This is a genomic window from Nocardia halotolerans (assembly GCF_042650145.1).
In the GTDB taxonomy this organism is placed as follows: domain Bacteria; phylum Actinomycetota; class Actinomycetes; order Mycobacteriales; family Mycobacteriaceae; genus Nocardia; species Nocardia halotolerans.
In genome coordinates, this window is record NZ_JBHSDL010000002.1 from 119,316 (window position 1) to 142,003 (window position 22,688).

Annotated in this window: 25 protein-coding genes; 10 read left to right on the forward strand and 15 right to left on the reverse strand. The window is 68.7% G+C overall.

Annotated features, from left to right (window positions below; all coding sequences use genetic code 11):
- The first annotated feature begins 7 nt into the window (after window positions 1–7).
- From ACFO5K_RS01555 to ACFO5K_RS01570, 4 genes are all read left to right on the forward strand, one after another.
- Window positions 8–655, forward strand: a complete 648-nt coding sequence (locus tag ACFO5K_RS01555; protein ID WP_378555294.1) for a TetR/AcrR family transcriptional regulator — start codon at window positions 8–10, stop codon at window positions 653–655.
- A 2-nt stretch (window positions 656–657) separates the two neighbouring features.
- Window positions 658–1,596 (forward strand): ABC transporter ATP-binding protein, encoded by a 939-nt coding sequence (locus ACFO5K_RS01560; RefSeq protein ID WP_378555295.1) that lies wholly within the window; start codon window positions 658–660, stop codon window positions 1,594–1,596.
- Window positions 1,593–3,224 (forward strand): ABC transporter permease, encoded by a 1,632-nt coding sequence (locus tag ACFO5K_RS01565; protein ID WP_378555296.1) that lies wholly within the window; start codon window positions 1,593–1,595, stop codon window positions 3,222–3,224. The genes ACFO5K_RS01560 and ACFO5K_RS01565 overlap by 4 nt, the downstream gene beginning before the upstream one ends.
- A gap of 378 nt (window positions 3,225–3,602) precedes the next feature.
- Complete coding sequence (locus tag ACFO5K_RS01570) at window positions 3,603–5,627, forward strand: SDR family oxidoreductase (RefSeq protein ID WP_378555297.1); 2,025 nt, start codon at window positions 3,603–3,605, stop codon at window positions 5,625–5,627.
- Between the two features lie 41 nt (window positions 5,628–5,668).
- Here ACFO5K_RS01570 and ACFO5K_RS01575 read toward each other — a convergent pair whose 3' ends face one another.
- The 4 genes from ACFO5K_RS01575 to ACFO5K_RS01590 all read right to left on the reverse strand — a co-directional run bounded on the left by ACFO5K_RS01575 (window position 5,669) and on the right by ACFO5K_RS01590 (window position 8,350).
- The gene (locus ACFO5K_RS01575) at window positions 5,669–6,547 is read right to left on the reverse strand and encodes an NmrA family NAD(P)-binding protein (RefSeq protein WP_378555298.1); all 879 of its coding nucleotides are present in this window, start codon (window positions 6,545–6,547) and stop codon (window positions 5,669–5,671) included.
- Between the two features lie 71 nt (window positions 6,548–6,618).
- Complete coding sequence (locus ACFO5K_RS01580; RefSeq protein WP_378555299.1) at window positions 6,619–7,197, reverse strand: DapH/DapD/GlmU-related protein; 579 nt, start codon at window positions 7,195–7,197, stop codon at window positions 6,619–6,621.
- A 95-nt stretch (window positions 7,198–7,292) separates the two neighbouring features.
- Window positions 7,293–7,955, reverse strand: a complete 663-nt coding sequence (locus tag ACFO5K_RS01585) for a cutinase family protein (RefSeq protein WP_378555300.1) — start codon at window positions 7,953–7,955, stop codon at window positions 7,293–7,295.
- Window positions 7,956–8,137: 182 nt separating this feature from the next.
- Window positions 8,138–8,350, reverse strand: a complete 213-nt coding sequence (locus ACFO5K_RS01590; RefSeq protein WP_378555301.1) for a hypothetical protein — start codon at window positions 8,348–8,350, stop codon at window positions 8,138–8,140.
- Between the two features lie 96 nt (window positions 8,351–8,446).
- On the opposite strand from ACFO5K_RS01590, the gene ACFO5K_RS01595 reads away from it, so the two are divergent.
- The gene (locus ACFO5K_RS01595) at window positions 8,447–10,144 is read left to right on the forward strand and encodes an FAD-binding dehydrogenase (protein WP_378555302.1); all 1,698 of its coding nucleotides are present in this window, start codon (window positions 8,447–8,449) and stop codon (window positions 10,142–10,144) included.
- Window positions 10,145–10,151: 7 nt separating this feature from the next.
- Here the strand turns inward: ACFO5K_RS01595 and ACFO5K_RS01600 are convergent, their stop codons facing one another.
- Complete coding sequence (locus ACFO5K_RS01600; RefSeq protein WP_378555303.1) at window positions 10,152–10,985, reverse strand: IclR family transcriptional regulator; 834 nt, start codon at window positions 10,983–10,985, stop codon at window positions 10,152–10,154.
- A gap of 136 nt (window positions 10,986–11,121) precedes the next feature.
- Window positions 11,122–11,775, reverse strand: coding sequence for a YdcF family protein (locus ACFO5K_RS01605; RefSeq protein WP_378555304.1), 654 nt, complete (start codon window positions 11,773–11,775; stop codon window positions 11,122–11,124).
- A 165-nt stretch (window positions 11,776–11,940) separates the two neighbouring features.
- Here ACFO5K_RS01605 and ACFO5K_RS01610 point away from each other — a divergent pair, with 165 nt between their 5' ends.
- Window positions 11,941–12,201: a hypothetical protein gene (locus ACFO5K_RS01610; RefSeq protein WP_378555305.1), complete on the forward strand. Its 261-nt coding sequence runs from the start codon at window positions 11,941–11,943 to the stop codon at window positions 12,199–12,201.
- Window positions 12,202–12,217: 16 nt separating this feature from the next.
- On the opposite strand, the gene ACFO5K_RS01615 is transcribed toward ACFO5K_RS01610, so the two are convergent.
- Together ACFO5K_RS01615 and ACFO5K_RS01620 are read right to left on the reverse strand one after the other, a co-directional pair.
- Entirely contained in the window at window positions 12,218–12,514 is a 297-nt protein-coding gene (locus ACFO5K_RS01615; protein ID WP_378555306.1) for a hypothetical protein, read from the reverse strand.
- Between the two features lie 73 nt (window positions 12,515–12,587).
- The gene (locus tag ACFO5K_RS01620; protein WP_378555307.1) at window positions 12,588–12,971 is read right to left on the reverse strand and encodes a winged helix-turn-helix transcriptional regulator; all 384 of its coding nucleotides are present in this window, start codon (window positions 12,969–12,971) and stop codon (window positions 12,588–12,590) included.
- Window positions 12,972–13,082: 111 nt separating this feature from the next.
- Between ACFO5K_RS01620 and ACFO5K_RS01625 the strand changes: the two genes are divergently transcribed.
- Window positions 13,083–14,375 (forward strand): MFS transporter, encoded by a 1,293-nt coding sequence (locus tag ACFO5K_RS01625; protein ID WP_378555308.1) that lies wholly within the window; start codon window positions 13,083–13,085, stop codon window positions 14,373–14,375.
- Here ACFO5K_RS01625 and ACFO5K_RS01630 read toward each other — a convergent pair.
- Both ACFO5K_RS01630 and ACFO5K_RS01635 read right to left on the reverse strand, forming a co-directional pair.
- Entirely contained in the window at window positions 14,344–14,820 is a 477-nt protein-coding gene (locus tag ACFO5K_RS01630) for a hypothetical protein (RefSeq protein ID WP_378555309.1), read from the reverse strand. The two genes, ACFO5K_RS01625 and ACFO5K_RS01630, sit on opposite strands and share 32 nt — an antisense overlap.
- A 52-nt stretch (window positions 14,821–14,872) precedes the next feature.
- Window positions 14,873–15,526, reverse strand: a complete 654-nt coding sequence (locus ACFO5K_RS01635; protein ID WP_378555310.1) for an HAD family hydrolase — start codon at window positions 15,524–15,526, stop codon at window positions 14,873–14,875.
- A 169-nt stretch (window positions 15,527–15,695) separates the two neighbouring features.
- Here ACFO5K_RS01635 and ACFO5K_RS01640 point away from each other — a divergent pair, with 169 nt between their 5' ends.
- Window positions 15,696–16,370, forward strand: a complete 675-nt coding sequence (locus tag ACFO5K_RS01640; protein WP_378555311.1) for a PaaI family thioesterase — start codon at window positions 15,696–15,698, stop codon at window positions 16,368–16,370.
- A 73-nt stretch (window positions 16,371–16,443) separates the two neighbouring features.
- A complete protein-coding gene (locus tag ACFO5K_RS01645) occupies window positions 16,444–17,694 on the forward strand; it encodes a serine hydrolase (RefSeq protein WP_378555312.1) in 1,251 nt (416 codons plus the stop codon).
- Between the two features lie 24 nt (window positions 17,695–17,718).
- On the opposite strand, the gene ACFO5K_RS01650 is transcribed toward ACFO5K_RS01645, so the two are convergent.
- The 4 genes from ACFO5K_RS01650 to ACFO5K_RS01665 form a co-directional block, all read right to left on the reverse strand.
- Window positions 17,719–18,915, reverse strand: a complete 1,197-nt coding sequence (locus tag ACFO5K_RS01650; RefSeq protein WP_378555313.1) for a GNAT family N-acetyltransferase — start codon at window positions 18,913–18,915, stop codon at window positions 17,719–17,721.
- A gap of 55 nt (window positions 18,916–18,970) precedes the next feature.
- Window positions 18,971–19,261: a hypothetical protein gene (locus ACFO5K_RS01655; protein ID WP_378555498.1), complete on the reverse strand. Its 291-nt coding sequence runs from the start codon at window positions 19,259–19,261 to the stop codon at window positions 18,971–18,973.
- A 215-nt stretch (window positions 19,262–19,476) separates the two neighbouring features.
- The gene (locus ACFO5K_RS01660) at window positions 19,477–20,118 is read right to left on the reverse strand and encodes a response regulator (RefSeq protein WP_378555314.1); all 642 of its coding nucleotides are present in this window, start codon (window positions 20,116–20,118) and stop codon (window positions 19,477–19,479) included.
- Entirely contained in the window at window positions 20,115–21,266 is a 1,152-nt protein-coding gene (locus ACFO5K_RS01665; protein WP_378555315.1) for a sensor histidine kinase, read from the reverse strand. The genes ACFO5K_RS01660 and ACFO5K_RS01665 overlap by 4 nt, the downstream gene beginning before the upstream one ends.
- Window positions 21,267–21,375: 109 nt before the next feature.
- Here ACFO5K_RS01665 and ACFO5K_RS01670 point away from each other — a divergent pair, with 109 nt between their 5' ends.
- Entirely contained in the window at window positions 21,376–21,924 is a 549-nt protein-coding gene (locus ACFO5K_RS01670) for a hypothetical protein (protein WP_378555316.1), read from the forward strand.
- A gap of 49 nt (window positions 21,925–21,973) precedes the next feature.
- Here ACFO5K_RS01670 and ACFO5K_RS01675 read toward each other — a convergent pair whose 3' ends face one another.
- On the reverse strand, window positions 21,974–22,612 hold the full coding sequence (locus ACFO5K_RS01675; protein ID WP_378555317.1) for a lipocalin family protein: 639 nt from the start codon (window positions 22,610–22,612) through the stop codon (window positions 21,974–21,976).
- Between the last annotated feature and the right edge of the window lie 76 nt (window positions 22,613–22,688).

The following is a 22,688-nucleotide window of genomic DNA, read 5'->3' on the forward strand; positions in this document are numbered from 1 at the left end:
TGAACATGTGTATAGCCAACAGTCCGTACCGCAAGGACCCGCCAACGACCTGAGCACCGCGGCCCGCATCCGAGATGCCGCGATCGCCCTGTTCGGCGAGCAAGGTTTCGGTGTGGGGGTGCGTGCGATCGCCACGGCGGCCGGGGTGTCCCCCGGACTGGTGAACCACCACTTCGGATCGAAGCAGGGCCTGCGCGCAGCCTGCGACGAGCGGGTGATCGAAATCATCCGCGACGAGAAGCTGCGCAGCCTGCGCGCCACCGGACCCACCGCGATGATCGATGCGCTGGCCTCGCTCGAGACCTACGCCCCACTGGTGGCCTACATCATGCGCAGCTTCCAGTCCGGCGGCGAGTTGGCGGAGTCCCTGCTCGAACACATGATCGCCGATACCGAGCAGTACATGCAGACCGCCGTGGACGAAGGCCGCCTGAAACCGAGCCGCGATCCCGCCGCCCGGGCCAAATTCCTCGTGCTCTGCAATCTCGGAGCCACGAACCTTTATCTGCAGATGCGAATACAGCGGGAAGGAGAGATCGACTACGGCAAGGCGATTCGTGAGATGTCCGACGAACTCACCTTGCCCGCCCTCGAGCTCTACACCCAGGGTCTGCTGACCGATTCGAGTCTGCTCGACACACTCCCCGAGGAGTAGACATGTCATCACCCATCGACGACCAAGTCATCGAAATCGCCGGGCTGCGAAAGACTTTCGGTCGTTTCACCGCCTTGGACGGCCTGGACCTGGGAGTCGGCGCCGGTGAGATCCACGGCTTCCTCGGCCCCAACGGCTCGGGTAAGTCCACCACCATCCGGGTTCTGCTCGGGGTGTTGCGCGCCACCGGCGGCGAGGTCACGCTGTTCGGTCGCGACCCATGGTCGGAGGCGGTCGCCCTGCATCGCCGAATCGCCTATGTGCCAGGCGATGTCACGCTGTGGCCGTCACTGTCAGGCGGCGAGACCATTGACCTGCTCGCCCGGATGCGCGGTGGAATCGACCCGGCCCGCCGCACAGAGCTCATCGAACGCTTCGAACTCGACCCGACGAAGAAAGCACGCACCTACTCCAAGGGCAACCGGCAGAAGGTCGCGCTGGTCTCGGCGTTCTCCGCGCAGGCCGATCTGCTGATCCTCGACGAACCGACCTCGGGCCTGGACCCGTTGATGGAGCAGGTATTCCAGGACTGCGTGCACGAAGCCGCCGCGCGCGGAACGACGGTGCTGCTGTCGAGCCACATCCTGTCCGAGGTCGAGCACCTGTGCGACCGGGTAACCATCATCCGGGCCGGACGCACGGTCGAGTCCGGTTCGCTGGCCCAGTTGCGGCACCTCAGCCGCACCGCCATCACCGCCGAAATGATCGGCGACCCGGGCGATCTGGGTGCCCTGCCCGGCGTCGACGATGTCGAACGCGACGGCGCCACCCTGCGCTGCCAGGTCGACGCCGAACACCTGGGTGCGCTGATCCGGGTACTCGGCACCGCCGGGGTGCGCAGTCTCACCAGCGCACCGCCCACCCTCGAGGACCTGTTCCTGCGCCACTATCACGTCGACGGCGGCGAGCGGGCCGTGACCACGGAGAAGGTGCGAGCATGACCGCCGTCACCGCCACCCCACGGATCATCGGAAACTTCCGCACCGCAACGGACTTCGCGGGTACCGGGCAGATGCTGCGGCTGTATCTGCGCCGCGACCGGGTGGTCGCGCCACTGTGGTCACTGCTGATCGGCCTGATGCCCGCGCTGCAGATCGTTTCGGTGCGCGACCTCTACGACACCCAGCAGCAGCTCGACAACTTCGCGACCACCACGGCCTCGAGTCCCGCGCTGATCGCCATGTACGGTCCGGTGTTCAGTTCCGCACTCGGTTCGATCGGCACCTGGAAGGCCGGTGCGATGTACGCCATCATCGCCATCGCCGCGGTCCTCACGGTGATCCGGCACACCAGGGTGGAAGAGGAGACCGGGCGAGCGGAGCTGGTCGGCGCCACCAGCATCGGGCGCTTCGCCGGTCTCAGCGCGGCCCTGCTGCTCACCTATGGAGCCGCGGCCACCGCCGGAATCGTCTGTGCCGCTTCCCTGCTGGCCACCGGGCTGCCTGCGGCCGGCTCGGTCGCCTTCGGCGCCGCCCTGGCGGGCTCGGGTTTCGTATGGGGCGCGCTGGCCGCGGTCGCGGCGCAGGTGAGCAACGGCGCCCGCATCGCGCGCGGTGTCGCACTGGGCACCCTGGGCGCCGCGTTCGCGGTGCGCGCGGTCGGTGACGCGGGAAACGGTGTGCTGTCGTGGTTCTCACCGCTGGGCTGGTGCCTGCAGATCCGTCCGTTCGCCGAGGAGCGCTGGTGGATACTGATCCCCCTCGCCGTACTCGGCGCGGGCGCGACCCTGTTCGCCTACCGGCTGCTCGGCAACCGTGATCTCGGTGCGGGCCTGCTGGCCGACCGGGCGGGTCGGGCAGTCGCCGGACCGGCGCTGTCGGGTCCGGTCGGTCTGGCGTGGCGGTTGCAGCGCGGCTCGCTGATCGCCTGGACCACCGGTTTCGCTCTCTACGGTCTGCTCATCGGCGGCGCGGTGAACAGCATCACCGGCATGCTCGACGACAGCGGCGCCATCCGCGACATGGTGACCGCACTCGGCGGGTCGGAGGTGCTGGAGGAGGCGTTCGTCGCCTATACCGCCACCATGCTCGCCGCCGCGGCGGCCGCCTACTCGGTGTCGTCGGTGCTGCGCCTGCACGAGGAGGAGAACACCGGTCGCGCCGAAGCGGTCCTGGCGGCCGCGGTGGGGCGGGTCCGTTACGCCGCGAGCCACCTGCTGTTCGCCGTCGCCGGTCCGGCACTGGCCCTGCTGACCTCGGGCCTGGCGATCGGCGTTGTGTGGGGTGCCACCGACGGCGAGCTGATGCGCAAGACCGGCCAGTCGCTGGCCGCGGTCGCGGTGCAACTGCCCGCGGTCTGGGTGGTCACCGCCGTGGCCGTGCTGCTCGTCGGCGTGCTGCCCCGGTACGCGCCGCTGAGCTGGGGCGTGTTGAGCGCGATGATCGTGATCTTCCTGCTCGGCTCCCTGGACGGCCTGCCCCAGCCGATGCTGGACCTGGTCCCGTTCGTCCACCCGCCCAAGTTGCCCGGCGCGGACTTCACCGCCACCCCGATCGCCTGGCTGCTCGCCCTCGCCCTCACCGGGATCACCGTCGGCCTGCTGGCTTTCCGCCGCCGCGATCTGCGCTGAACGCACCCGGCCGGTGCGATGTTTCGCACCGGCCGGGTCGAGGGTGACCACAGCTTGTGGCGCAGGCCCACCCACGCCCTCCGCGCGGCCGACAATTCCGACGACGACAAGGTGTACGAAACTCACGGTTACGGAAATCTTCTGTCACACATACCCTTTGACCTGGCGTTACAGGTGACAGATCCCACACGGTCACAGACAACCAGCAGCTTGCCCGCCCAGGTTACTGACGAGTACGGTTAGCGCAGCCGGGACGACGACGTGCCCGGTTTCTCGCCAGCCACTTGCTGCTGGACCCGACAGTCGATGCCCGCATCCACCGCCGCATGCCGGATCACTGTTGCGCGACACCGTGTTTCGAAAATTTCAGGAGGGGCGATGGTTTCCTACATCGTGACAGGCGGTACCGGATTTCTGGGTCGGCGAGTGGTACGAGGACTGCTCGCAGCCGATCCCACCGCGATCGTGCACGTACTCGTACGGGCCGAATCGCTGCCCAAGTTCACCGCGCTCACCGCGCAACACCCCCACAGCGACCGGGTGTTCGCCCTGGTGGGAGACCTGACCGCCGAAGGCTTGGGCCTCGGTGACGCGCCGCCGCGCGCCGACCACGTGCTGCACCTCGGCGCGGTCTACGACATGACCGCCGACGAGCAGAGTGCGCACGCGGCCAATGTCGCCGGCACCCGTTCGGTGATCGAGTTGGCACGCAAGCTCGACGCGGTGCTGCACCACGTGTCCTCGGTGGCGGTGGCCGGTGATCATCGCGGCAAGTTCTTCGAAGAGGATTTCGACCTCGGACAGCAGCTGACCTCGCCGTATCACCGCACCAAGTTCGCCGCCGAGAAACTGGTACGCGAAGCCACCGACCTGCGCTGGCGGGTGTATCGCCCGGCGATCGTCGTCGGCGATTCGCGCACCGGTGAGATGGACAAGATCGACGGCCCCTACTACTTCTTCTCCGCGATCGCGGCGCTGTCGGCGCTGCCCGCCGAATTGCCGTTGCCACTCCCGGACCTGGGCGCCACCAACGTGGTTCCGGTGGACTACGCGGCCGAGGCGATGGTGCGCCTGGTACGCCGCGACGGCCTCGAAGGTCGCACGTTCCACCTGGTCAATCCCGAGCCGCAGCCCTTCGGGGAGATCTACCGCGCGCTCGCCACCGCGGCGGGTGGCCCCATCGGGGTCGGCACCGTGCCGGGCAGTGCCCGCGCGCTGAGCGGGCTCGGCCACCTGCCCGGCGCCCACGCGGTGCGCGACTTCCTGTTCGAACAGGTGGGGATTCCGGCCGAGGTCGCCCCGCACATCGGATTCACCGCGGAATTCGTCTCCGAATCCACCCGGGCGTTGCTGCCCGGTCTGCGGGTGCCCGCCTTCGAGACCTACGCGACGCGACTGTGGGATTTCTGGCGCGCCAATCTCGATCCGCACCGTGGCCGCCCCGCCGCCGACGCGCATCCGCTGGCCGGCCGGACGGTGCTGATCACGGGCGCGTCCTCCGGGATCGGACTGGCCACCGCCCACGCGGTGGCACGCCGTGGCGCGATCGTGCTGATGGTGGCTCGCGGTGTCGAAGACCTCACCGCCGCAGCCGAAGCCGTGCAGGCCGACGGTGGCACCGCATTCGCCTACCCGTGCGACATCACCGATGCCGCCGCCGTCGACACACTGGTCAAGACCGTCCTGAGCGAGCACGGTCACGTCGACTATCTGGTCAACAACGCGGGCCGGTCGATTCGGCGCTCGGTGGCCAACTCGGTGGACCGCATGCACGATTTCGAGCGCACCATGGCGGTCAACTATTTCGGTGCCGTCCGGCTGATCCTGGGCCTGCTGCCCTCGATGCGGGAGCGGCACTTCGGTCACATCGTCAACATTTCCTCGATCGCGGTACAGACGAAGGTGCCCCGCTTCGCGGCCTACGCCGCCAGCAAGTCGGCGCTGGACAACTTCAGCGACATCGCCGCAGTCGAGAACCAGAGCGCCGGAGTCAGCTTCACCTCGATCCGGATGCCGCTGGTGCGCACCCCGATGATCGCGCCGACCGAGCTGTACCGGGCGCTGCCGCTGCCCGACCCGGAGCGGGCGGCCGACATCGTGGTCCGTGCGCTACTGGAACGTCCCGACCGGATCGACACCCCGATGGGCACCTTCTCCCAAGCGGTGGAGCTGTTCCTGCCCTCGCTCAAGCGCACGATCATGCACACCGGTTTCCGGTTGGTCGGCGAATCCACGGCGGCCCAGGGCAAACCGGCGGCCGAACCGGTCGTCGCCGCATCGGAGGAACCGGTGCCACCGTCGCGCAATGCGCTGACCGTGCTGGGTCCGGTGCTCGCGCCGCTGATGGTGATGCCTAGCCCGGCGGCGCGGATGAGCCGGATGCTGCCCGGCGTGCACTGGTAGACCGCGAAAGGCCGGTCCCGCTCGGGACCGGCCGAATCTGTTCATCGCAGGTGGGTGCGCGCCCACTGAGCGAGGGTCGTCGGCGTGGTGGTGAGCACGGTGCGCGCGTCCGCAGGGACATAGTCCGAGCTCAATCCGGCTGCCATCCCGGCGATTCCGTCGATCTGTGCCCGCCCGAGCCCGACCGAGCCCAGCATCTCGCGGAATTCGCCGTCGGCGAGGTGTACCGGGGTCACCTCGTGGCCCAGTTCCTCGCCCAGGATTTCGGCGACTGCACGGAAGGTGAGGTCCTGTGGTCCGTGCACCGCCTGCACGACCCGCCCCGACCAGGTGTCCGAGAGCAGCCGGACCGCGGCGATCTCACCGATATCGCGTGGGTCCACCCATGGCATGGCGTGGTCGAGCGGCCACGGTGTGGACAGTGTGCCCGCGCGGATCTCGTCGAGCTGGGTCCGCAGGTTGGTGAAGAAATACCCGCAGCGCAGGTGCATCACATTCGCACCGGTTTCGTCGAGCAGTTCCTCGGTTCTGCCCAGTCCGTCGATCTCCCCCGCCCCGCTGCGCTTCTCGGCGCCCCCGCTGCTGAGGAACACGGTCGCTTCGATCTCGTTCGCCACCACCGCCCGCGCCGCCGAGGCCCCCATCCGCGCGTACCCCGCCACCGGGTCGCCGTCCACCAGCGCCGGGGGGTCGACCCAGAACAACCGATCGGCCCCTTCGGTGGCCCGCACCACCGCATCCGCGTCGCCCTGGTCGACCCGCACCACTTCCACCAGTTCCCGAATCGCCGCGTCCAGCCGCTCCGGATTTCGCATCAGCACCGTCGGCCGCGCACCCGCCTGCACCAGCAACCGCACCACCCGCGAGCCCACGTGCCCCACCGGCGTGGTGACCACAATCTTCTTCGCTGAAGGTCTCATACCCGCACGTTAAACCCCATCGCGGCCAGTTCTCGGCCGCGATACGCCGACCCGTCGCGGACGCTCTGCACTCACCAGCTGCGGCGCACGTCCGCCTTGGGACCTGCCACCAGACTGCTCGCGGGAACGTCATCGGCCACGACCGCGCCCGCGGCGATCACCGCGTCGCGGCCGATGCGCACTCCGGGCAGGATCATCGCACCGGCGCCGATCCACACGTTCTCCGCCACGTCGATCGGCGCACCGGTGAGGAATTCGCGCCGCTGCGCCGGGTCGACGGGGTGGCCCATGGTGATCAGTGTGGCCTTCGGACCGATCATCACGCCTTCGCCCAACCGGATTCCGGCGTAGTCGAGGAACGTGCAGCCCTGATTGATGAAGACGCGCTCCCCCAGCTGCAGGTTGAGACCGTGGTCGGTATAGAACGGTGGGTAGATGGTGAACCTGCCGGGGAGCCGACGCCCGAAGATCTGCTCGAACAAGGCTGTCTTTCCCGCCTCGTCGTCGAAGGGCAGGCTGTTGAGCCGCGAGGTCATCTCGGTGACCGCCAACACCCGCTCGCTCATCGCCCGGAACTCGGCCCCCAGCACCCGCTCTCCACGCGCCAGCAGTTCCGGATCATGGATCAACATGAGATTCTCGCTCGCCATGGCCTGATTCTGTACCAACCGCGTCGCGCTGCTGAACCGGTGTCGGGGCCACGCGCGGACCGGTGCCACAGCCGGACCGTTCGAGGTCTTGTGGATCACAGGCGGGAACGCACCTGGGTGGCGGCAGCCGCGAAGGACCAGGCATAGCTTCCGTGGGCGGTGGGGAAGGTTCCGCCCGCGCACACGGGATCACCTGCGGCGCAATAGTTCGCGGTGCGGTCGGCGTACCAGGGTGCAACGGTGCCCCCGACGAGGCGCAGTGGGTCACCGAAGAGCAGAACCGCGACGATGCGGTGGGACAGTTCGGGCGGCAGGGTCCAGATGCCCGGTAGGGCCAGGGCGGCCGGGGTCGCGAGGACGCCGTGGGTGACCACCGCGCCCTGGGAGTAACCGACCAGCACGAAGCGCTGGCCGGGACAGGCGGCGGCTCGGGCGGTGAGGTGCCCGGTCATGGCACGGGTGCCGTCGCTGACCGAGGTCGGCACCAGCAGGTCGGCCGGGTAGTCGACGCGGTGAGCGGTGATGTCCACCGGCAGTTGGGCCTGTAGTACCGCGTAGAGCGGGTCGCCGATGGCGGCACCCAGGTATCCGGGTTCCGCTGTGCCACGGGCGATCACGACCTCCAATGTGGCGCATGCCCGCGCGTGTGCGCTCGGTCCCGGCGACATTGCCGTTCCGATCCCCGCTGCCAGTAGCAGGATCGACAGTGCTCGCACCGTATTCCTTGCGCCGAACCGCATTACCTTCCGATAAGTCATGACGACCACCCGCTCACGCCGTTGTGAGAAATATGAATCGAGCGATCACCTGCTGCCTCAACGGCATTCGGCGTGCTCAGAGGTGGAATACCCGGTGATCGACATCGGAACGGCCTGGGTTGGGCATCCCTTGCGCCACGGTTTCGTCTCGAATCGTCTGCGGCGCAGGGGCCCCGGAATTTTTACTTCTTCTTGGACTTCTTTTTGTACTTGGGCTTGTCGTTGTCGGGTTCCCATTCGTAGCCGGGAACGCCGCGCTCACAGTAGGAGTCGGCGACGTGCACATCACCACGATCACGCTCGCACCAGCGTGCTTTCGAGCAGGAAGTGGCACCCAGTCCGGCCAGAACTGTGAGTGTGAGGACGACCGCGCCGGCGCGGGTACGGAACTTCATGGCTTCTCAGACCTCTCTTCGATTGAACGTCGCTGGTCAAGAGCATTTTCGAAGACTTACCCCCGGTCAGCGACGGACCAATGCTACGTTCCGTTGATGTCGAACGCAGCGTCCCAGCCCACCGATGACTTCACTCCCGACGCGATCGTGGTCGGGTCCGGCCTGGCGGGCCTGGTCGCCACGCACGAACTGGCCCTGGCCGGTCGCCGGGTGCTGGTACTCGATCAGGAGAACCGCGCCAACCTGGGCGGGCAGGCGTTCTGGTCCCTGGGCGGGCTGTTCATGGTCGACACCCCGGAGCAACGCCGCCTCGGTATCAAGGATTCCTACGAGCTCGCACTCCAGGACTGGCTGGGTTCGGCCGGTTTCGATCGCGAAGACGAGGACCGGATGGCCCAGCAGTGGGCGCGGGCCTACGTACGCTTCGCCACCGACGAGAAGCGGGAGTACCTGCGGGCGCTGGGTTTACGGGTCACGCCATTGGTCGGTTGGGCCGAGCGCGGCGGTGCGCTGGCCGACGGGCACGGCAACTCGGTGCCGCGTTTTCACCTCACCTGGGGCACCGGTCCCGAGGTGGTACGGGTGTTCCTCGAGCCGGTGCTGGCCGCTGAGGCCCGCGGACTGGTCCGTTTCGCGTTCCGGCATCGCGTCGACGACCTGATCGTCGAGGACGGCGCCGTCACCGGGGTCCGCGGCAGCGTGCTCGCGGCGAGCGACACCGAGCGTGGTCAGGCGTCGAACCGGGACGTGGTGAGCGAGTTCACTTCTCACGCGCCGGCGGTGCTGGTGAGTTCGGGCGGCATCGGCCACGCGCACGACCTGATCCGGCGCAACTGGCCCACCGAACGGCTCGGCCCGTGCCCGGAGACGATGATCTCGGGGGTGCCGGCCTATGTGGACGGCCGGATGCTGGCCATCACCGAGTCGGCGGGCGCGGCCCTGGTGAACCGGGACCGGATGTGGCACTACACCGAAGGCATCAACAACTGGGATCCGGTCTGGCCCGATCACGCCATCCGCATCATCCCCGGCCCGTCGTCGCTGTGGTTCGACGCGAACGGTGCCCGCATGCCCGCGCCGTGCTTTCCCGGCTTCGACACCAATACGACCATGCGCCAGATCCTTTCGACCGGCTACGACTACTCGTGGTTCGTGCTGGACCAGACGATCATCGAAAAGGAGTTCGCGCTCTCGGGTTCGGAACAGAACCCCGACATCACCGGCAAGGATCTGAAGCTCACGCTGCGCAGCCGGGTCGCCAAGGGCGCGCCGGGCCCGGTCGAGGCGTTCAAGAAGCACGGCGTGGACTTCGTTGTCGCCGATTCACTCGCCGAACTCGTCGACGGCATGAACGCCATCGCGCGCGGACCCCGACTCGATGTCGCGGACATGGAACGCCAGATCGTGGCCAGGGACCGCGAAGTGGCCAACACGTTCACCAAGGACGCCCAGCTGGCCGCGATCACCAACGCGCGCACCTACTTCGGCGACAAGGCCGGGCGGGTGGTGAAACCACACCGCATTCTCGATCCCGCACACGGTCCGCTGATCGCGGTGCGGCTCAACGTGCTGACCCGCAAAACGCTGGGCGGCTTGCAGACCGACCTCGATTCACAGGTGCTGCGGCCCGACGGCGACCCGTTTCCCGGTCTGTTCGCCGCCGGCGAGGTCGCCGGGTTCGGCGGTGGCGGCGTGCACGGCTACAACGCGCTCGAGGGCACGTTCCTCGGCGGCTGCATCTTCTCCGGCCGGGCCGCGGGGCGCGCGATCGCGCAGCGGCCGCCGGTGGCGTGAACGTGGGCTAGTGGGGGCGGCCGTGCCGCGGAGTCAGCGTCCGCGAAGCCTCGTGGGCGACCTCGGCCAGCGCGCGTGCCAGACGCGCGGTGTCGAGGGCGCTGCGATCGGCCTGCACGATGCCCGACAACGAGATCGCGGCCACCGCCACCCCGCGGCCGCGGATCGGCACCGCCACGCACCCCACGCCGGGCATCGACTCCTCACTGTCCACGGCCACGCCCTGGCGGTGGCGGATCCGGGCCAGTTCGCGGTGCAGTTCGGCGCGGTCGACGATGGTGCGGGCGGTACGGGCGACGGTGTTGCCGCGCAGTGACGCCTCGGCGATACCGGGTTCGAGGGTGGCCAGCAGCGCCTTGCCCAGCGCGGTGCAGTGCGCGGGCAGGCGGCCACCGACCCGGGTGGGGATCGATACCCGGCTGCGCCCGCCCGCCCGGTCGAGGAACAGCACGTCGCGGCCGTCGAGCACCGCGAGATGGCCGATCATGCCGGTGCGCTGGCTCAGGTCGTAGAGCAGCGGGCCGACCACCTCGCGCAGTTCGTTGTGTTCGGCGGCGAGCCCGCCCAGTTCCAGCACGCGCAGTCCGAGCCGGTAGCCGCCGGGGGTGTGCGCGAGCCAGCGCAGGCGGATCATCTGGTCCAGGATGCGGTGCACGGTCGAACGGGGCAGACCGGTGCGTTCGGCCAGGCCCAACAGGGTCAGGGTGGGGGTGGTGGAATCGAAGGCGTCGAGGATGAGCGTCATCCGCTCGATCATCGACGTCGGCGGTGCCCCGGTCGCCCGGCCCGATCCGGTCCACAATTCTTCCGGCGCCGGCTCGGTCACGATCTCGACCGTCATTGATCCAACCTCCACAGTGTGTAGCGGATACAGACTAGAGCTGATGACTCCACTTACGCACCATTTCGCTGGACCGCTCGGTTCACCTGCGCGAATCAGCAACGACCCAGCAGGCGGCGAATCGGCGGAATCCTTGTCACAGAACGGATTCGGATGCGCTCGCCCGAAAATTGCCCAGCCGCACCGAGGCACTGTGCGCCAGCCGCGCGGCGAGTGCGCGTGCACGGAGCTCCTTGGCGAGACCGTAGAGGGCGAACACCGGTTTGAGCGGTAGCCATTCGCCGAATCGGTAGTCGTCGGCGCGCACCACCTTGGCTGCCAGCTCCGGACTCTGTTCGGTGAGATATCGGCGGGCGGTCGCGGCGTGGGTGGGCAGGGAGACGATCTTGATCCGTTCGACATCGCGCAGGAACGGGATCGCGAAGGCGATGTTCTCCCACGTGGAACGGCTCTGCTCCTCGAGCACGAGCGCACCGGCATAGCCACGCGCTTGCCTGGCGTAGCGCGCCATCAACGCGGCCTCCGACATCGGGCCCGCGCACGCGCCCCCGCACAGGACCAGCCGAGACGAGGGTGCCGCGGAATCGATGGAGCGCAGACCGGCCCGCACCCGCCACCGGTTCATCGCATTGGCGCGCGACCCGGCATTGCGGTAGCCCAGCACGACCACAGCCTCCGATCCGGTGCCGCCGTCGCCCACACCGGTGCGCGAGGCACGCCAGTTCACCCACTCGCCCCACAGCAGCACGCCGAGGACGGTGGCGAGGGTGCACCGGGTCCGTGTCCGCACATCTCCAGGTAACCACGATCGGGTCGGGCGGCGATCGGTGCGGTGCTGTGGTGTGCGGGAACCGGCCGATGAGCCGTTCGAACCGGGGCCGCGCGCGCTTGCCATCGGGTTGCCCGGGGTTAGGATCGCAGGACATCACGTGTCGACGCAGACAGGAGGATGTTCATGAAGATCGCTTGCCGCATCATCGCCACCGCCGGCGCGGCCGCCGCCCTCACCCTGGGCGCCACGGGCTTGGCCGTCGCTGAGGAACCGGAGCCGCCCAAGACCCCCATGGTGGAATTCATCGAGTCCTGGCCACCCGCCCCGCAGGGCTGCAACGATGTCTGGGATCCGATCGAGGACTCGATCGAGGACTCGGTTCCACCCCGGTACGAAGCCGAGTTCGAGGCCTTCGACGACTGGTGCGAGGCGGACGAGGATTAGCCGGTTGCCGCGGTGCTCACCGCGGCAACCGCTGCACCCGCACACCGAACCGAGCGGCGAGCACACCCAGCAGGGCGCCGGCGACAGTCGGCGCTACCAGCACACCGACCCACAACCACCAGGTCGGCCACATCTTCGTCAGCATCTCACTGATTGCGTCGTCGCCGCCGAACGGCTCATAGCTGCCGTAGTAGCAGCTGACCGAATTCGGTCCGGCAGTCCACCACGCGGCCAGGACCGCCGAAGCGGCGAGACCGCAGCCGAATCCGAGCACGGTGGCGGCGAGAACGGTCGGGCGTTGTTCAGGGGTCATCGCCACAGTCAACAGGGGCGCGCAGCGCACCCGTGCACGGGACATGCCCTGGCGGCCTCTGGTCCGGCCACGGTCACTCCCGGGCTGATACCAGCGCCTGCACGTAGTCGGCGCCCCACCGGTCGAGTTCGGTGACGAAGCCGCGCAGGCCCTCACCGGTGGGGGTCAGGGAGTACTCGACCCGGGGCGGGACCTCGGGATAGGCGTGGCGGGTGAGGATGCCGTCTTGCTCGAGCTCGCGGAGCTGGCGGGTCAGCACGCGCGGGGTGACCTCACCGACGCGGCGACGGAGTTCGCCGTAGCGCAGCGGACCGGCCAGCAGGTGTTTGACGATGGTCATCTTCCAGGCGCCGCCCAGGACCGCGATGCTCACTTCCACCGGGCACACCGATATCGCCCGGCGCACCGGGGTGCGGACATCGCGGGGGCTCGATTCGCCGGACAACTCATCAGCCATGAGTCCGATGGTATCCATACCGTCCATATGGACGAAAATGTGCATACTGTCGATCCGGGTCACCAGCTGTTAGAACGGTTCAGGAAGGCCGTACCAGCGTGGAGGATCCGGGTGACGATTTCTGCAACCGACAAGATCGAGACCCGCGGCGAGCCCCGGCGGCACCCGGCGTGGACGATGGTGGCGGTGGCCGCGCTCGCGCTGGTGGCGGCCGGAACCTTCACCACCATCGCCGGGTTGATCACCGAACCTTTGGTGGTCTCGCAGGGGTGGAGCCGCAGCGGCATCGGGCTCGTGGTGGCGATGAACATGGTGCTCTACGGCGTCGTGGCGCCGTTCACCGCGGCGCTGATGGACCGGTACGGGATTCGGCGCGTCACCTCCGGCGCACTGGCGGTTCTCGTCGCCGCGTCCCTACTGACCGTCACCGTGACACCCACGGTGGGATGGTTCGTCCTGTGGTGGGGCCTGGCGGTCGGGGTCGGAACGGGGTCGATCACCATGGTGTTCGGTGCCACCCTCGCCAACCGGTGGTTTCGGAGCCGGATCGGTCTGGCCACCGGGATACTCACGGGCGCCGCCGTATTCGGTCAGTTCGCCATGCTGCCGGTGCTGTCGGTGCTGCTGGCCGACGGTCAGTGGCGGCGCCCGGTGATCGCGGCGGGTGCGGTGGCCGCGATCGCCTTGATCGTGGTGCTCGCGTTTCTGCGCGAGAGCCCGGCAGCGGTCGGTACCGTCCGCTTCGGTGCCGATCCCGCCGAGCAGACAGCCGAAGAGCACCGCGCCGTCAATCCCCTCGCCCGCACCGTCCGCGCAGTGCGCACCGCGCTGCGCGACCGCCGATTCTGGTTGCTGGCAGCACTGTTCGCACTCTGCGGAGCCACCACCAACGGCCTGATGTGGAGCCATTTCACCCCCGCCGCCCACGATCACGGGATGGCGGCCACCATGGCGTCGAGTCTGCTCTCGATCATCGGCCTCACCAATATCGTCGGCACCATCGCCGCCGGTTGGCTCACCGACAGAATCGAACCCCGGTATCTCCTGGCGACATTCTTTCTCGCCCGGGGTGTTTCGCTCGCACTGCTCCCCTTGCTGTTCAGCAGCGGCCTGTCCCCCGACCTCGTCGTGTTCGCCGTGGTCTTCGGCATCCTCGACGTCGCCACCGTGCCACCCACACTGGCCCTGTGCCGCACCTACTTCGGCGACGACAGCGCCCTCGTCTTCGGCTGGATCTCGGTGTTCCATCAGTTGGGCGCAGGCGTCATGGCATTGGCGGGCAGCGTGATTCGCGACCTCGACGGCTCCTACACACCGGTGTGGCTCGCGGCCGCCGGTGCCTGCCTGCTCGCCGCGGTACTGGGCGCGGCCGCTAGTCGTCCCCGAAATCCGGTTCCGCGCTGAGCAGTTCGTCGGCGCGGGCCAGGGCCTGATCGAGGTCGGCGGTGACCGTGTCCATCACCGACATACCGTCGAGCAGATCGGACAGTTCCGTGCGCAGGGCGTCGAGTTCGGCGATGGCGGGATCGACGGTGGTCCAGGCCACGGTGTCGCACCACCAGCGGTCGCGCTGGATCCAGGACCAGACGATGTCGCGGACCAGCCGGGCGTCGGTGGTGAACAGCCGGCGATGCTCGGGTCCGGTGGCGTATTCGAGTTCGTAGGCACCGTCGTCGAGATAGCGGGCCTGCAACTGCTCGGCCGGGCGGGTGAGGAGCAGGAAGGGGTGATCAGGGGCGGGGTCGCGGGCGGCGGGACCGGGATGGGCCGGGTCGACGGCGCGTGGCACGTCGGAGCCGTCGCCGACGTGGACCACGACCTCGGGCAGGTCATCGTGCTGGGCACCCATCGGGCCAGTGTGCCGCATCCGCGACGTCACCGACCAGCGGACACCGCGACGATCAGCTCCCGGTCACCACCTCGGCCGTGAGCTGGTCGAGATCGTCGATGACCACGGCGGCGTGGGCGAGTGCCTCCGTCGACGGCGGGTAGTCCGGACGTGGCACCGCGATCACCCGCATCCCCGCGGCGTGCGCCGAGGCCAGACCGTTGCTCGAATCCTCCACCGCCGTGCACTCTGTCGCTTCGACACCGAGACGCTGCGCGATCGCCAAATAGACATCCGGCGCCGGTTTGCCGCGACCGACGTCCTCGCTCGACAGCACCGCCGCGAAGTGGTCGGTCAGCCCGGCCTGCTGCAGCACCAGGTCGATCAGCGTGGTGGGCGAGGAACTGGCCAGTCCCAGCTTCCACGAATCCGCACACCGCCGCACCGCCTCGACGGCGCCGGGCAGCAGCGGAACACGCTCGGCGTATCTGGCCGCCATCAGATCGATGACGTCGGCGGCCACTTCGTCGGCCGGTTGGGCGACACCGAGGTCGTCGGCCAGATACGCCGACCATTCCTGGGTGCTCATCCCCATCATCTTCTGCTGTGAATCCGGTTGCCACCGGCCGCCTTTGAGATCGACGTACTCGTGCCGGACCTGCGCCCACATCGATTCGGAATCGATCAGCACGCCGTCCATGTCGAACACAACAGCCGTGATACCCATGCGCTCAGCCTTTCGCCGCTCACCCGGAGGGCCACCATCGGTGCGCCGACTCTCCGGTACGTACAGACCTGCTCGGTGATCGGCATCCAGGGTAGTGGACCCGGCCGTGCGCACCCCGTAGGTGCTACCCGGCGTGAACATCCAGTTCGACAGCGATAACGTGTTGCATATGGGCGATACACAGGTCGGCAACTCGCTGCCGGACGAGGAGCATCACGAGGGCGGGTTCCGGCCCGTGGCCGAGCTGATCCGGGCACGCAAGGACGCGGGCACCGACAACACCGCGGGTGGCACGCACTACGGCGAACTGATCGAGCAGGTGCGCGCCCTGATGGACCGGGTGCGGCTGGTGAACCCGTCCGACGAGCTCGCCAAGGAGGCGATCGCGGCCATCGAGGAGCTCAACGCGCGTCTGGACACCGCGGTGGTCGACGAGTGGTCCAGTCCCGGCTGGTCCCGCACCGATCTGCCCTCCCGCGGCAACATCACCCTGCCGCCGTACACCGTGGTCAGCGGCGACAGCGAAGGCGTCACCGCCGAGGTCACCTTCCGCACCTTCCACCTGGGCGGTAACAATGCCGCGCACGGCGGGCAGATCGCGGTGGCCTTCGACGACATTCTCGGCATGACGGCCGCGCTGGCCACCAACTCGGTGACCCGCACCGCCTCGCTGACCCTCGACTACCGTTCGATCACCCCGCTCAACCGAAAGCTGACGGTACGGGCCTGGGCCGAACGCATCGACGGACGCAAGGTGTACCTGCGGGCCACGCTGCACGACGGCGAGCGCCTGTGCGCCGAAGCCCACGGCCTGTTCATCGTGCTCAATCCCGGCCAGCCCTGAGCGCGCTGGACTGACAGCCGATTCGAAGCCCGAGCTCAGCAAGATCACAGCCGGGCCTCGGTAGGCTGGCCCGATGAACGCACTTCCCGCCACGCTGGTGCGGGTGACCGAAGACCTCGACGCGGTGACAACGGTCGGGCACGAGGACGATCCGGCGGCCGCCGGCACTTCGCGCGCCGAGGTGGCAGCGCTGTGGGCGTCGGTACGCGACTGGTACGCGATGGGCACCACGCCCGCCATCCAGGTGTGTCTGCGACGTAACGGCCGCATCGTGCTGAACCGCACCATCGGGCACGGCTGGGGCAACGCCCCCGGCGACGGCCCCGATACCGAGCCGACCCTGGCCACGCCCGACACCCCGTTCTGCGGGTTCTCGACCGCCAAGGGCGTCGCGGCCACCGTGATGTGCATGCTCGCCGAACAGGGCGCTTTCGCGCTCGACGACCCGGTCTGCGACTACATTCCGGAGTTCGCGGCGCACGGCAAGGGCGCGATCACCATCGGTGACGTGCTCTCGCATTCGGCCGGTGTGCCGTTCATGACCCCGCCGTTCAAGGGATCCGAGGTGGTTCTCGACGAGGAGCTGGCCGTCGCGGCGCTCACCGCACTGATGCCGAGCTGGCCGACCCGGCGTTTCCGCGTCTACCACGCCCTGACCAGCGGTTTGATCCAGCGCTTGCTGGTGCAGCGAGCCACCGGCAAGCGGATGCGCGAACACCTGGCCGAACAGGTGCTGACCCCACTGGGCTTCCGGTGGACCAATTTCGGAGTCGATCCCGCCGATGTCGACCAGGTCGTACCGAGCGTGAAGACCGGCCCGCCGCCCTCGCGCACCGCACTGTTCCTGGCGCACAAGGCACTCGGTGGCCGGATGGACAAAGCATCCAAGGCCACCAACGACGCGTTCCTCACCGCCGAACTTCCGTCCGGCAATCTGGTCACCACCGCCTACGAGCTGTCGAGGTTCTACGAGATCCTCGCCCGTGGCGGCGAATTGGACGGCACCCGGATCATCGGAGCCGACACCCTGCGCGCGGCGATCAGCCCGGCCGACCGGATGCCGGGTGCGGCGGGCCGGGTCAGCCGGGCCGGTTTCGAATTGGGCGCGCGGCGGTCCAAATTCGGCCGCGACACCCGGTTCCACTTCGGCCGCAGCGGCCTCACCACGCAGTACGGGTGGGCCGATCCGACGCGCGGGCTCTCCGGTGCGATCCTCACCAGCGGTAAGGCTTCCACCGATACCAAACGCCCGTGGCAACTGGTCGCCCAGGTGTCGAACACGCTGGGCCCGCTGCCCCCGGCCCAGCGGCTGTTCCGTCCCTGACACTGCGGGGCCGCACGGGCCGGCTCAGAAGAAGGTACCGCTGAACGGCAGCGTGGGCGTGGCGAACAACTCGTCGGCGGCCTCGACGGCACCGAGTCGGTGCTCGGTGACCCGGCCCGCGAGGGCGAGCTGACGCCACGTCGATCCACCCAGGTAGAGCGCGCCGAGAGCGGCGACGTCGACCGTGACGTCGGGAGTGTCGCCGACTCGGGTCACCTCCTGCGCCGTGATCCGGTACCGGCCGGTGTTGGCGGGCAGAATCGTGTCCTCGACCTGCACGATCACCGCCGCAGCGGCGCGGTAGGTGCGCTGTGCGAGGGCGGTGGGCACGTCCACGACACGCAACCAGGTCTCGTCGCACACCTCGGCGACCTCGACCGCGCGTTCGTCGGTGAACAGGTGCCGCAGTGGTGCGTCCACCGGGGCGAAGGCGAACCGCACCTTGTCGACCAGATCGACGGTGAGCAGGTGCCGGATCAATCCGAGATAGGCCTGCGGAGTAGTGGCCACCAGATCGTCCACCACGATCGTGCGCTCGCGGCTGGTGAACCAGTTCGCCGTGTCGACCGGGTGGTAGCGCGCGAAACCGTCCTCGGCGCCGGCAGGTCCGTGTGCCACGGTGTAGAGCGGCTCGGTGGCGGTGCGTTCACGCAGCTTCCACCAGTAGTCCGGGCGGGCGATCGCGCCGGTCCAGTCGACCGAGGCGTCGGCGTAGATCTGCGCGAACAGCTTCCACGACTGCCCCGGTTCCACGAACCGTACCGGGCCGGCGGCGGGCACGGTGTCGCGGAGCCGGGCACGCCCGCGCAGCAGGTCGAGTCGCGCGAACGAGCTCGCCACCCCGTAACCGAAGCGTTCATAGATGGCGCCTTCCGAGGCGCGCAGGGTGGCCACGACTTCACCGCGTTCGGCGATGTCGTGGAGTTGACGGCGCAGCAGGGCGGTGAGCACACCGCGGCGGGTGTGGGTCGGCAGCACACCGACGTGGGTGACGGCGGCGTGCGGCACGCGCGCACCGCCGGGAACCACCAGCCAGCTGGTGTAGGAATCGGCGGTGCCGACGAGTTCACCGGCCAGGCGCGCGCCGAGGGTGCGCCCGGGTTCGCACAGGTGATCACGGTGCGGCGGCAGCGGCGGCAGGCCCACCATGGCCGCACGGAACAGCGCGGCCGCCGCGTGGATGTCGTCATCGCGGTGGAGTGTGTCTACGTCAACGGTCACTCCACCACTGTCCCTGATGCCGGGCCGGCCTTCTACTGATATTCGGCGCGGTGACTCACGCGCCGATGACCGCGTTCATGATCGTGCCCGCGCTGGTGGCGACCGCACCGCCCGCCATGGCGCTGGCGATCATCTTCGGGGACTGCAGGCCGCCGCCGTTCCACTTCTCCCACGCGAAACGCCCACCGCCATAGGTGATGGCCGTGATCCCGGACAGCAGGATCATCCAGGTGAAATACCTGCTGAGCTGCAGGACCTTGTCGGCCATCGGCGGTGCCTCCGGCGTCGGGTTACCCACCTGGGCGACGACGATGCCGTAGGTGTCGTGCACTGCGGCCAGGATCATGCTCACGATCGTTGCTCCTTCGTCGGTGGTTCGTTGTGAAGCCGATGTCGAGAACGCGTGACGCGGTGAAACCCAGATCTATTTGAACATTCAACCTCAGGCCGCTTCGGTGCGGTGGCCGACACGCACAGCTGTGCCCGTGTCGCGCAGGGCGCTGACCACCACCTTCATCGCGCGTCCACCGTACCGCGAGGACAGCGGATCCCGGTGCAGGGTCAGACCGGATCGAGACCCGATTGCGCCGCGATCACCGCGGCCTGCACCCGCGACTGCACTCCCAGCTTGCTCAGCACCCGGGAGACGTGGGTTTTCACCGTGGCCTCCCCGATGTGCAGCCGGGCACCGATCTGGCTGTTGGACAGCCCCGCGCCCAGACCGGCCAGTACCTGCCGTTCCCGGTCGGTGAGCGCGGACAGATCCGGCGGCGCGGGCCGCTCGGTACGCGGCAGCGCGGCGATCACCGCACGGGTCACCTTCGGGTCGAGAACGGCGTCGCCGTCGGCCACCGCCCGCACGGCCCGGACCAGCTCCGCACCACCGACGGACTTCAGCAGGAATCCGCTCGCCCCTGCCGAGAGCGCACCGAGCACATATTCGTCGATGGCGAAGGTGGTGAGCACCAGCACCTTCGCGCGGGTCTCGGCCACTACGGCGGCGGTGGCGGCCAGGCCGTCCACCCGCGGCATGCGCACATCCATCAGCACCACGTCGGGGTTCAGGGCGCGGGCCTGCCGCAGCGCCGCGGCGCCGTCGGCCGCTTCGCCCACCACGCGCACCTCACCGGTCTCTTCGAGCAGCATTCGCAGCCCGGCCCGGATCGCGGCGTGGTCGTCGGCGACCAGCACGGTGACCGTCATCTGTCCCCCAGCGGAATGCGCACCCGTACTCGCCAGCTGCCGTCTCTGCTGCCCGCGGTGACGGTGCCCTCGACCGATTCGGCTCGAAATACCATGTTGCGTAAACCGTTTCCGTTTCCGTTTCCGGTCGGCGCGTCCGGCGGTAGCGGGTTCGCGGCCTCGACGACCAAGGTCTTTCCGTCCGAGTGCATGTCGATGTCCAGGGGTGAGCCGGGTGCGTGTTTGGTGGCGTTGGTGATGGTCTCGCCCAGGATGCGGGTGAGCACCGCCTCCACGGTGACGGGCAAGCGCAGCTCGGGTGGTTGTCGCAGGGTGACCGCGCCTCCTGCCGCCTCGGCCGCTTCGATCAGGCCGTCCAGCGAGGCGAGCCGGGTCGTGACGGCCACGTCGTCGGGTGCGGTGAGCAGTTCGATCGTGGAGCGCATCTCCTCCATCGCCGCCAGGCTGCTGGCACGGATCGTCTGCAGCACCGCGACATTGCCGGGGTCACGCTGGGCGACCTCGGCCAGGATGGCGACGGCGGAGACGTGACCGGCCACCGCGTCGTGCAGGTCACGGGCCAGTCGCCGGCGTTCCTCCCCGATCGCGGCGCTGCGTTCGGCATCGTGGGCGGCGAGTTCGGCTCGGCGGGTGTCGCGTTCGGCGTGGACCATCCGGCGGGAGGCGCGCACCGCGCGGGCATAGCCCAGCGGCGACCAGGTCAGGGCCACCCCGAACAGGGCCGCGTACAGGCCCGCGCGCACGCCGACCTGGCTCAACGCCAGCAACGCACCACCGGCTGTCACGAGCAGCGCGAACCACCCGACCACCGCACCCAACCGGTCGGAGCCGGTGCTGACGGCCAGGAAGATCACGTCCGTCAGCGCGATCCACAACGGCAGCGACAGGCCGAACGGCACGTCGACGGCCAGCAGCGCGACCATCAGCCCGAACGCGAGCGCGGGGCGCCGTTGCGCGGTGAGCTGGATCGCCAGCGCGGCGCACAGCAGCACCAGCTTGGCCGGGGCCGGATACAGGTCGCGGTCGCTCAGCACCGTCCAGCCGCCCGCGGCCCACAGCAGCAACCCGACCAGGAACACACCGATGGCCGCCGAAGTGGAGCTGTCGAGCGCGAGCCGGGTGGCAGTAGCGCGGACAGCAGCTGGCATCTGCCCATTCCAGCACATCCGGCGGCGGCCGGGGGTCCCCCGAAGGACGGACCACTCGGTGACCGGTCGCCGGACGCCGCGACCCCGGCCCACCGGGCACAGTGCGGGTATGGGAGAACTGACGAACCCGGTGTTGCTGACGATCGTGGCGTGCGAAGTCGGCTTCTGGGTATTGGTGATCGGCGGGCTGGGGCTGCGCTATCCGGTCCGGTCGCGGCGGGCGAGCACGGTGACGCTGGCCCTGGTGCCGGTGCTCGATGTGGTGCTGGTGGTCGCGGTGGCGATCGATCTGCACCGGGGCGGGGAGGTGGGTTTCGCGCACCGCGTCGCCGGAATCTATCTGGGATGCACGGTGATGTTCGGGCACCGGGTGATCCAGTGGCTCGACCAGCGCTTCGCCCATCGCTTCGCCGGTGGCCCCGCCCCGGTGCCGGTACCCAAGGCCGGGCCCGAACGCGCGCGCCGGGAGTGGGCGGACTTCTCGCGCTGGCTCGGCGCGGCCGCCATCGCCGCCGTGCTCACCGTGGTGCTGAGCTACACGGTGGCCGATGCCGGGCAGCGCGAGCAGTTGATGGGGGTGTTCGGGTCGCTGGGAGTGATCACGGTGATCTGGTTTCTCACCGGACCGGTGTGGGTCACGGGGACGCGGCGGAGCTGATCGCCGCGAGCTCTCGCCGGGCAGAAGTCGAGAATGCCGACCGATTCGTTCATTGCGTGCACAGTGGCGCGATACCACTGATTCCGCCTGATGTGGGTGAGGTCAAGTAGGCGCACGGGCTCTGGCCCACCCGCGCGATGGCGGCACGCACCTGGTCCCACGTCGCGGGGTCCAGTGTGGAGTCCCTGGCCAAGACGAATCCGGACAGCCGGGAAGGGTCGGTTACCAGGGCCCATGAATAGCCGACACCCAGTTCGGTGACGATGTAGTTGGTCGGGCCGTATCGCTGGTCCTGACCGGGCACACCCGGGAAGCTGACGTGCAGTTGCGCTCCGGTTTGCTCGTCGTTGACCGTAGCCGTGCCGTGGATCTCGTTCAGCGACCCCTGCCAAGTCACACACGAATTGCGCACCGCGATGTCACCGCGCTCGTCCAGTCGGTATTCGGCCGTGGTGTCGCGCGCGCAGGACAAGTTGAACACCTGCGGCACTGCGGCGAGTTGACGCCAAGTGCCGAGATATCGATCGAGTTCCACCTGGGCCACCGGCACCGGACCAGTCGCCGGTGCTGAGCCGGGGTTCGCTACAGCCGGACCGGGAGGTAATGCGATCGTTGCGATCACCGCCAGCCCCAATGGCACGGCCCACCGCTGCTGCCGTCCGTGTGCGCGGAAAAGATGTGACTTCATGGACAACTCCCTGGCCGTGCCCCGACGTGAGAAACTATCGTACAACGATGCACGAACGATGCGTGTAGAAGTTGAA

What these genes read in the sequence shown, in the direction of transcription:
- ACFO5K_RS01560 (WP_378555295.1), top strand. Translation starts at nt 658, where the DNA reads ATGTCATCACCCATCGACGACCAAGTCATCGAAATCGCCGGGCTGCGA.
- ACFO5K_RS01565 (WP_378555296.1), top strand. Translation starts at nt 1,593, where the DNA reads ATGACCGCCGTCACCGCCACCCCACGGATCATCGGAAACTTCCGCACC.
- ACFO5K_RS01570 (WP_378555297.1), top strand. Translation starts at nt 3,603, where the DNA reads ATGGTTTCCTACATCGTGACAGGCGGTACCGGATTTCTGGGTCGGCGA.
- ACFO5K_RS01575 (WP_378555298.1), bottom strand. Translation starts at nt 6,547, where the DNA reads ATGAGACCTTCAGCGAAGAAGATTGTGGTCACCACGCCGGTGGGGCAC.
- ACFO5K_RS01580 (WP_378555299.1), bottom strand. Translation starts at nt 7,197, where the DNA reads ATGGCGAGCGAGAATCTCATGTTGATCCATGATCCGGAACTGCTGGCG.
- ACFO5K_RS01585 (WP_378555300.1), bottom strand. Translation starts at nt 7,955, where the DNA reads ATGACTTATCGGAAGGTAATGCGGTTCGGCGCAAGGAATACGGTGCGA.
- ACFO5K_RS01590 (WP_378555301.1), bottom strand. Translation starts at nt 8,350, where the DNA reads ATGAAGTTCCGTACCCGCGCCGGCGCGGTCGTCCTCACACTCACAGTT.
- ACFO5K_RS01595 (WP_378555302.1), top strand. Translation starts at nt 8,447, where the DNA reads ATGTCGAACGCAGCGTCCCAGCCCACCGATGACTTCACTCCCGACGCG.
- ACFO5K_RS01600 (WP_378555303.1), bottom strand. Translation starts at nt 10,985, where the DNA reads ATGACGGTCGAGATCGTGACCGAGCCGGCGCCGGAAGAATTGTGGACC.
- ACFO5K_RS01610 (WP_378555305.1), top strand. Translation starts at nt 11,941, where the DNA reads ATGAAGATCGCTTGCCGCATCATCGCCACCGCCGGCGCGGCCGCCGCC.
- ACFO5K_RS01615 (WP_378555306.1), bottom strand. Translation starts at nt 12,514, where the DNA reads ATGACCCCTGAACAACGCCCGACCGTTCTCGCCGCCACCGTGCTCGGA.
- ACFO5K_RS01620 (WP_378555307.1), bottom strand. Translation starts at nt 12,971, where the DNA reads ATGGCTGATGAGTTGTCCGGCGAATCGAGCCCCCGCGATGTCCGCACC.
- ACFO5K_RS01630 (WP_378555309.1), bottom strand. Translation starts at nt 14,820, where the DNA reads ATGGGTGCCCAGCACGATGACCTGCCCGAGGTCGTGGTCCACGTCGGC.
- ACFO5K_RS01635 (WP_378555310.1), bottom strand. Translation starts at nt 15,526, where the DNA reads ATGGGTATCACGGCTGTTGTGTTCGACATGGACGGCGTGCTGATCGAT.
- ACFO5K_RS01640 (WP_378555311.1), top strand. Translation starts at nt 15,696, where the DNA reads ATGGGCGATACACAGGTCGGCAACTCGCTGCCGGACGAGGAGCATCAC.
- ACFO5K_RS01645 (WP_378555312.1), top strand. Translation starts at nt 16,444, where the DNA reads ATGAACGCACTTCCCGCCACGCTGGTGCGGGTGACCGAAGACCTCGAC.
- ACFO5K_RS01655 (WP_378555498.1), bottom strand. Translation starts at nt 19,261, where the DNA reads ATGATCCTGGCCGCAGTGCACGACACCTACGGCATCGTCGTCGCCCAG.
- ACFO5K_RS01660 (WP_378555314.1), bottom strand. Translation starts at nt 20,118, where the DNA reads ATGACGGTCACCGTGCTGGTCGCCGACGACCACGCCGCGATCCGGGCC.
- ACFO5K_RS01665 (WP_378555315.1), bottom strand. Translation starts at nt 21,266, where the DNA reads ATGCCAGCTGCTGTCCGCGCTACTGCCACCCGGCTCGCGCTCGACAGC.
- ACFO5K_RS01670 (WP_378555316.1), top strand. Translation starts at nt 21,376, where the DNA reads ATGGGAGAACTGACGAACCCGGTGTTGCTGACGATCGTGGCGTGCGAA.
- ACFO5K_RS01675 (WP_378555317.1), bottom strand. Translation starts at nt 22,612, where the DNA reads ATGAAGTCACATCTTTTCCGCGCACACGGACGGCAGCAGCGGTGGGCC.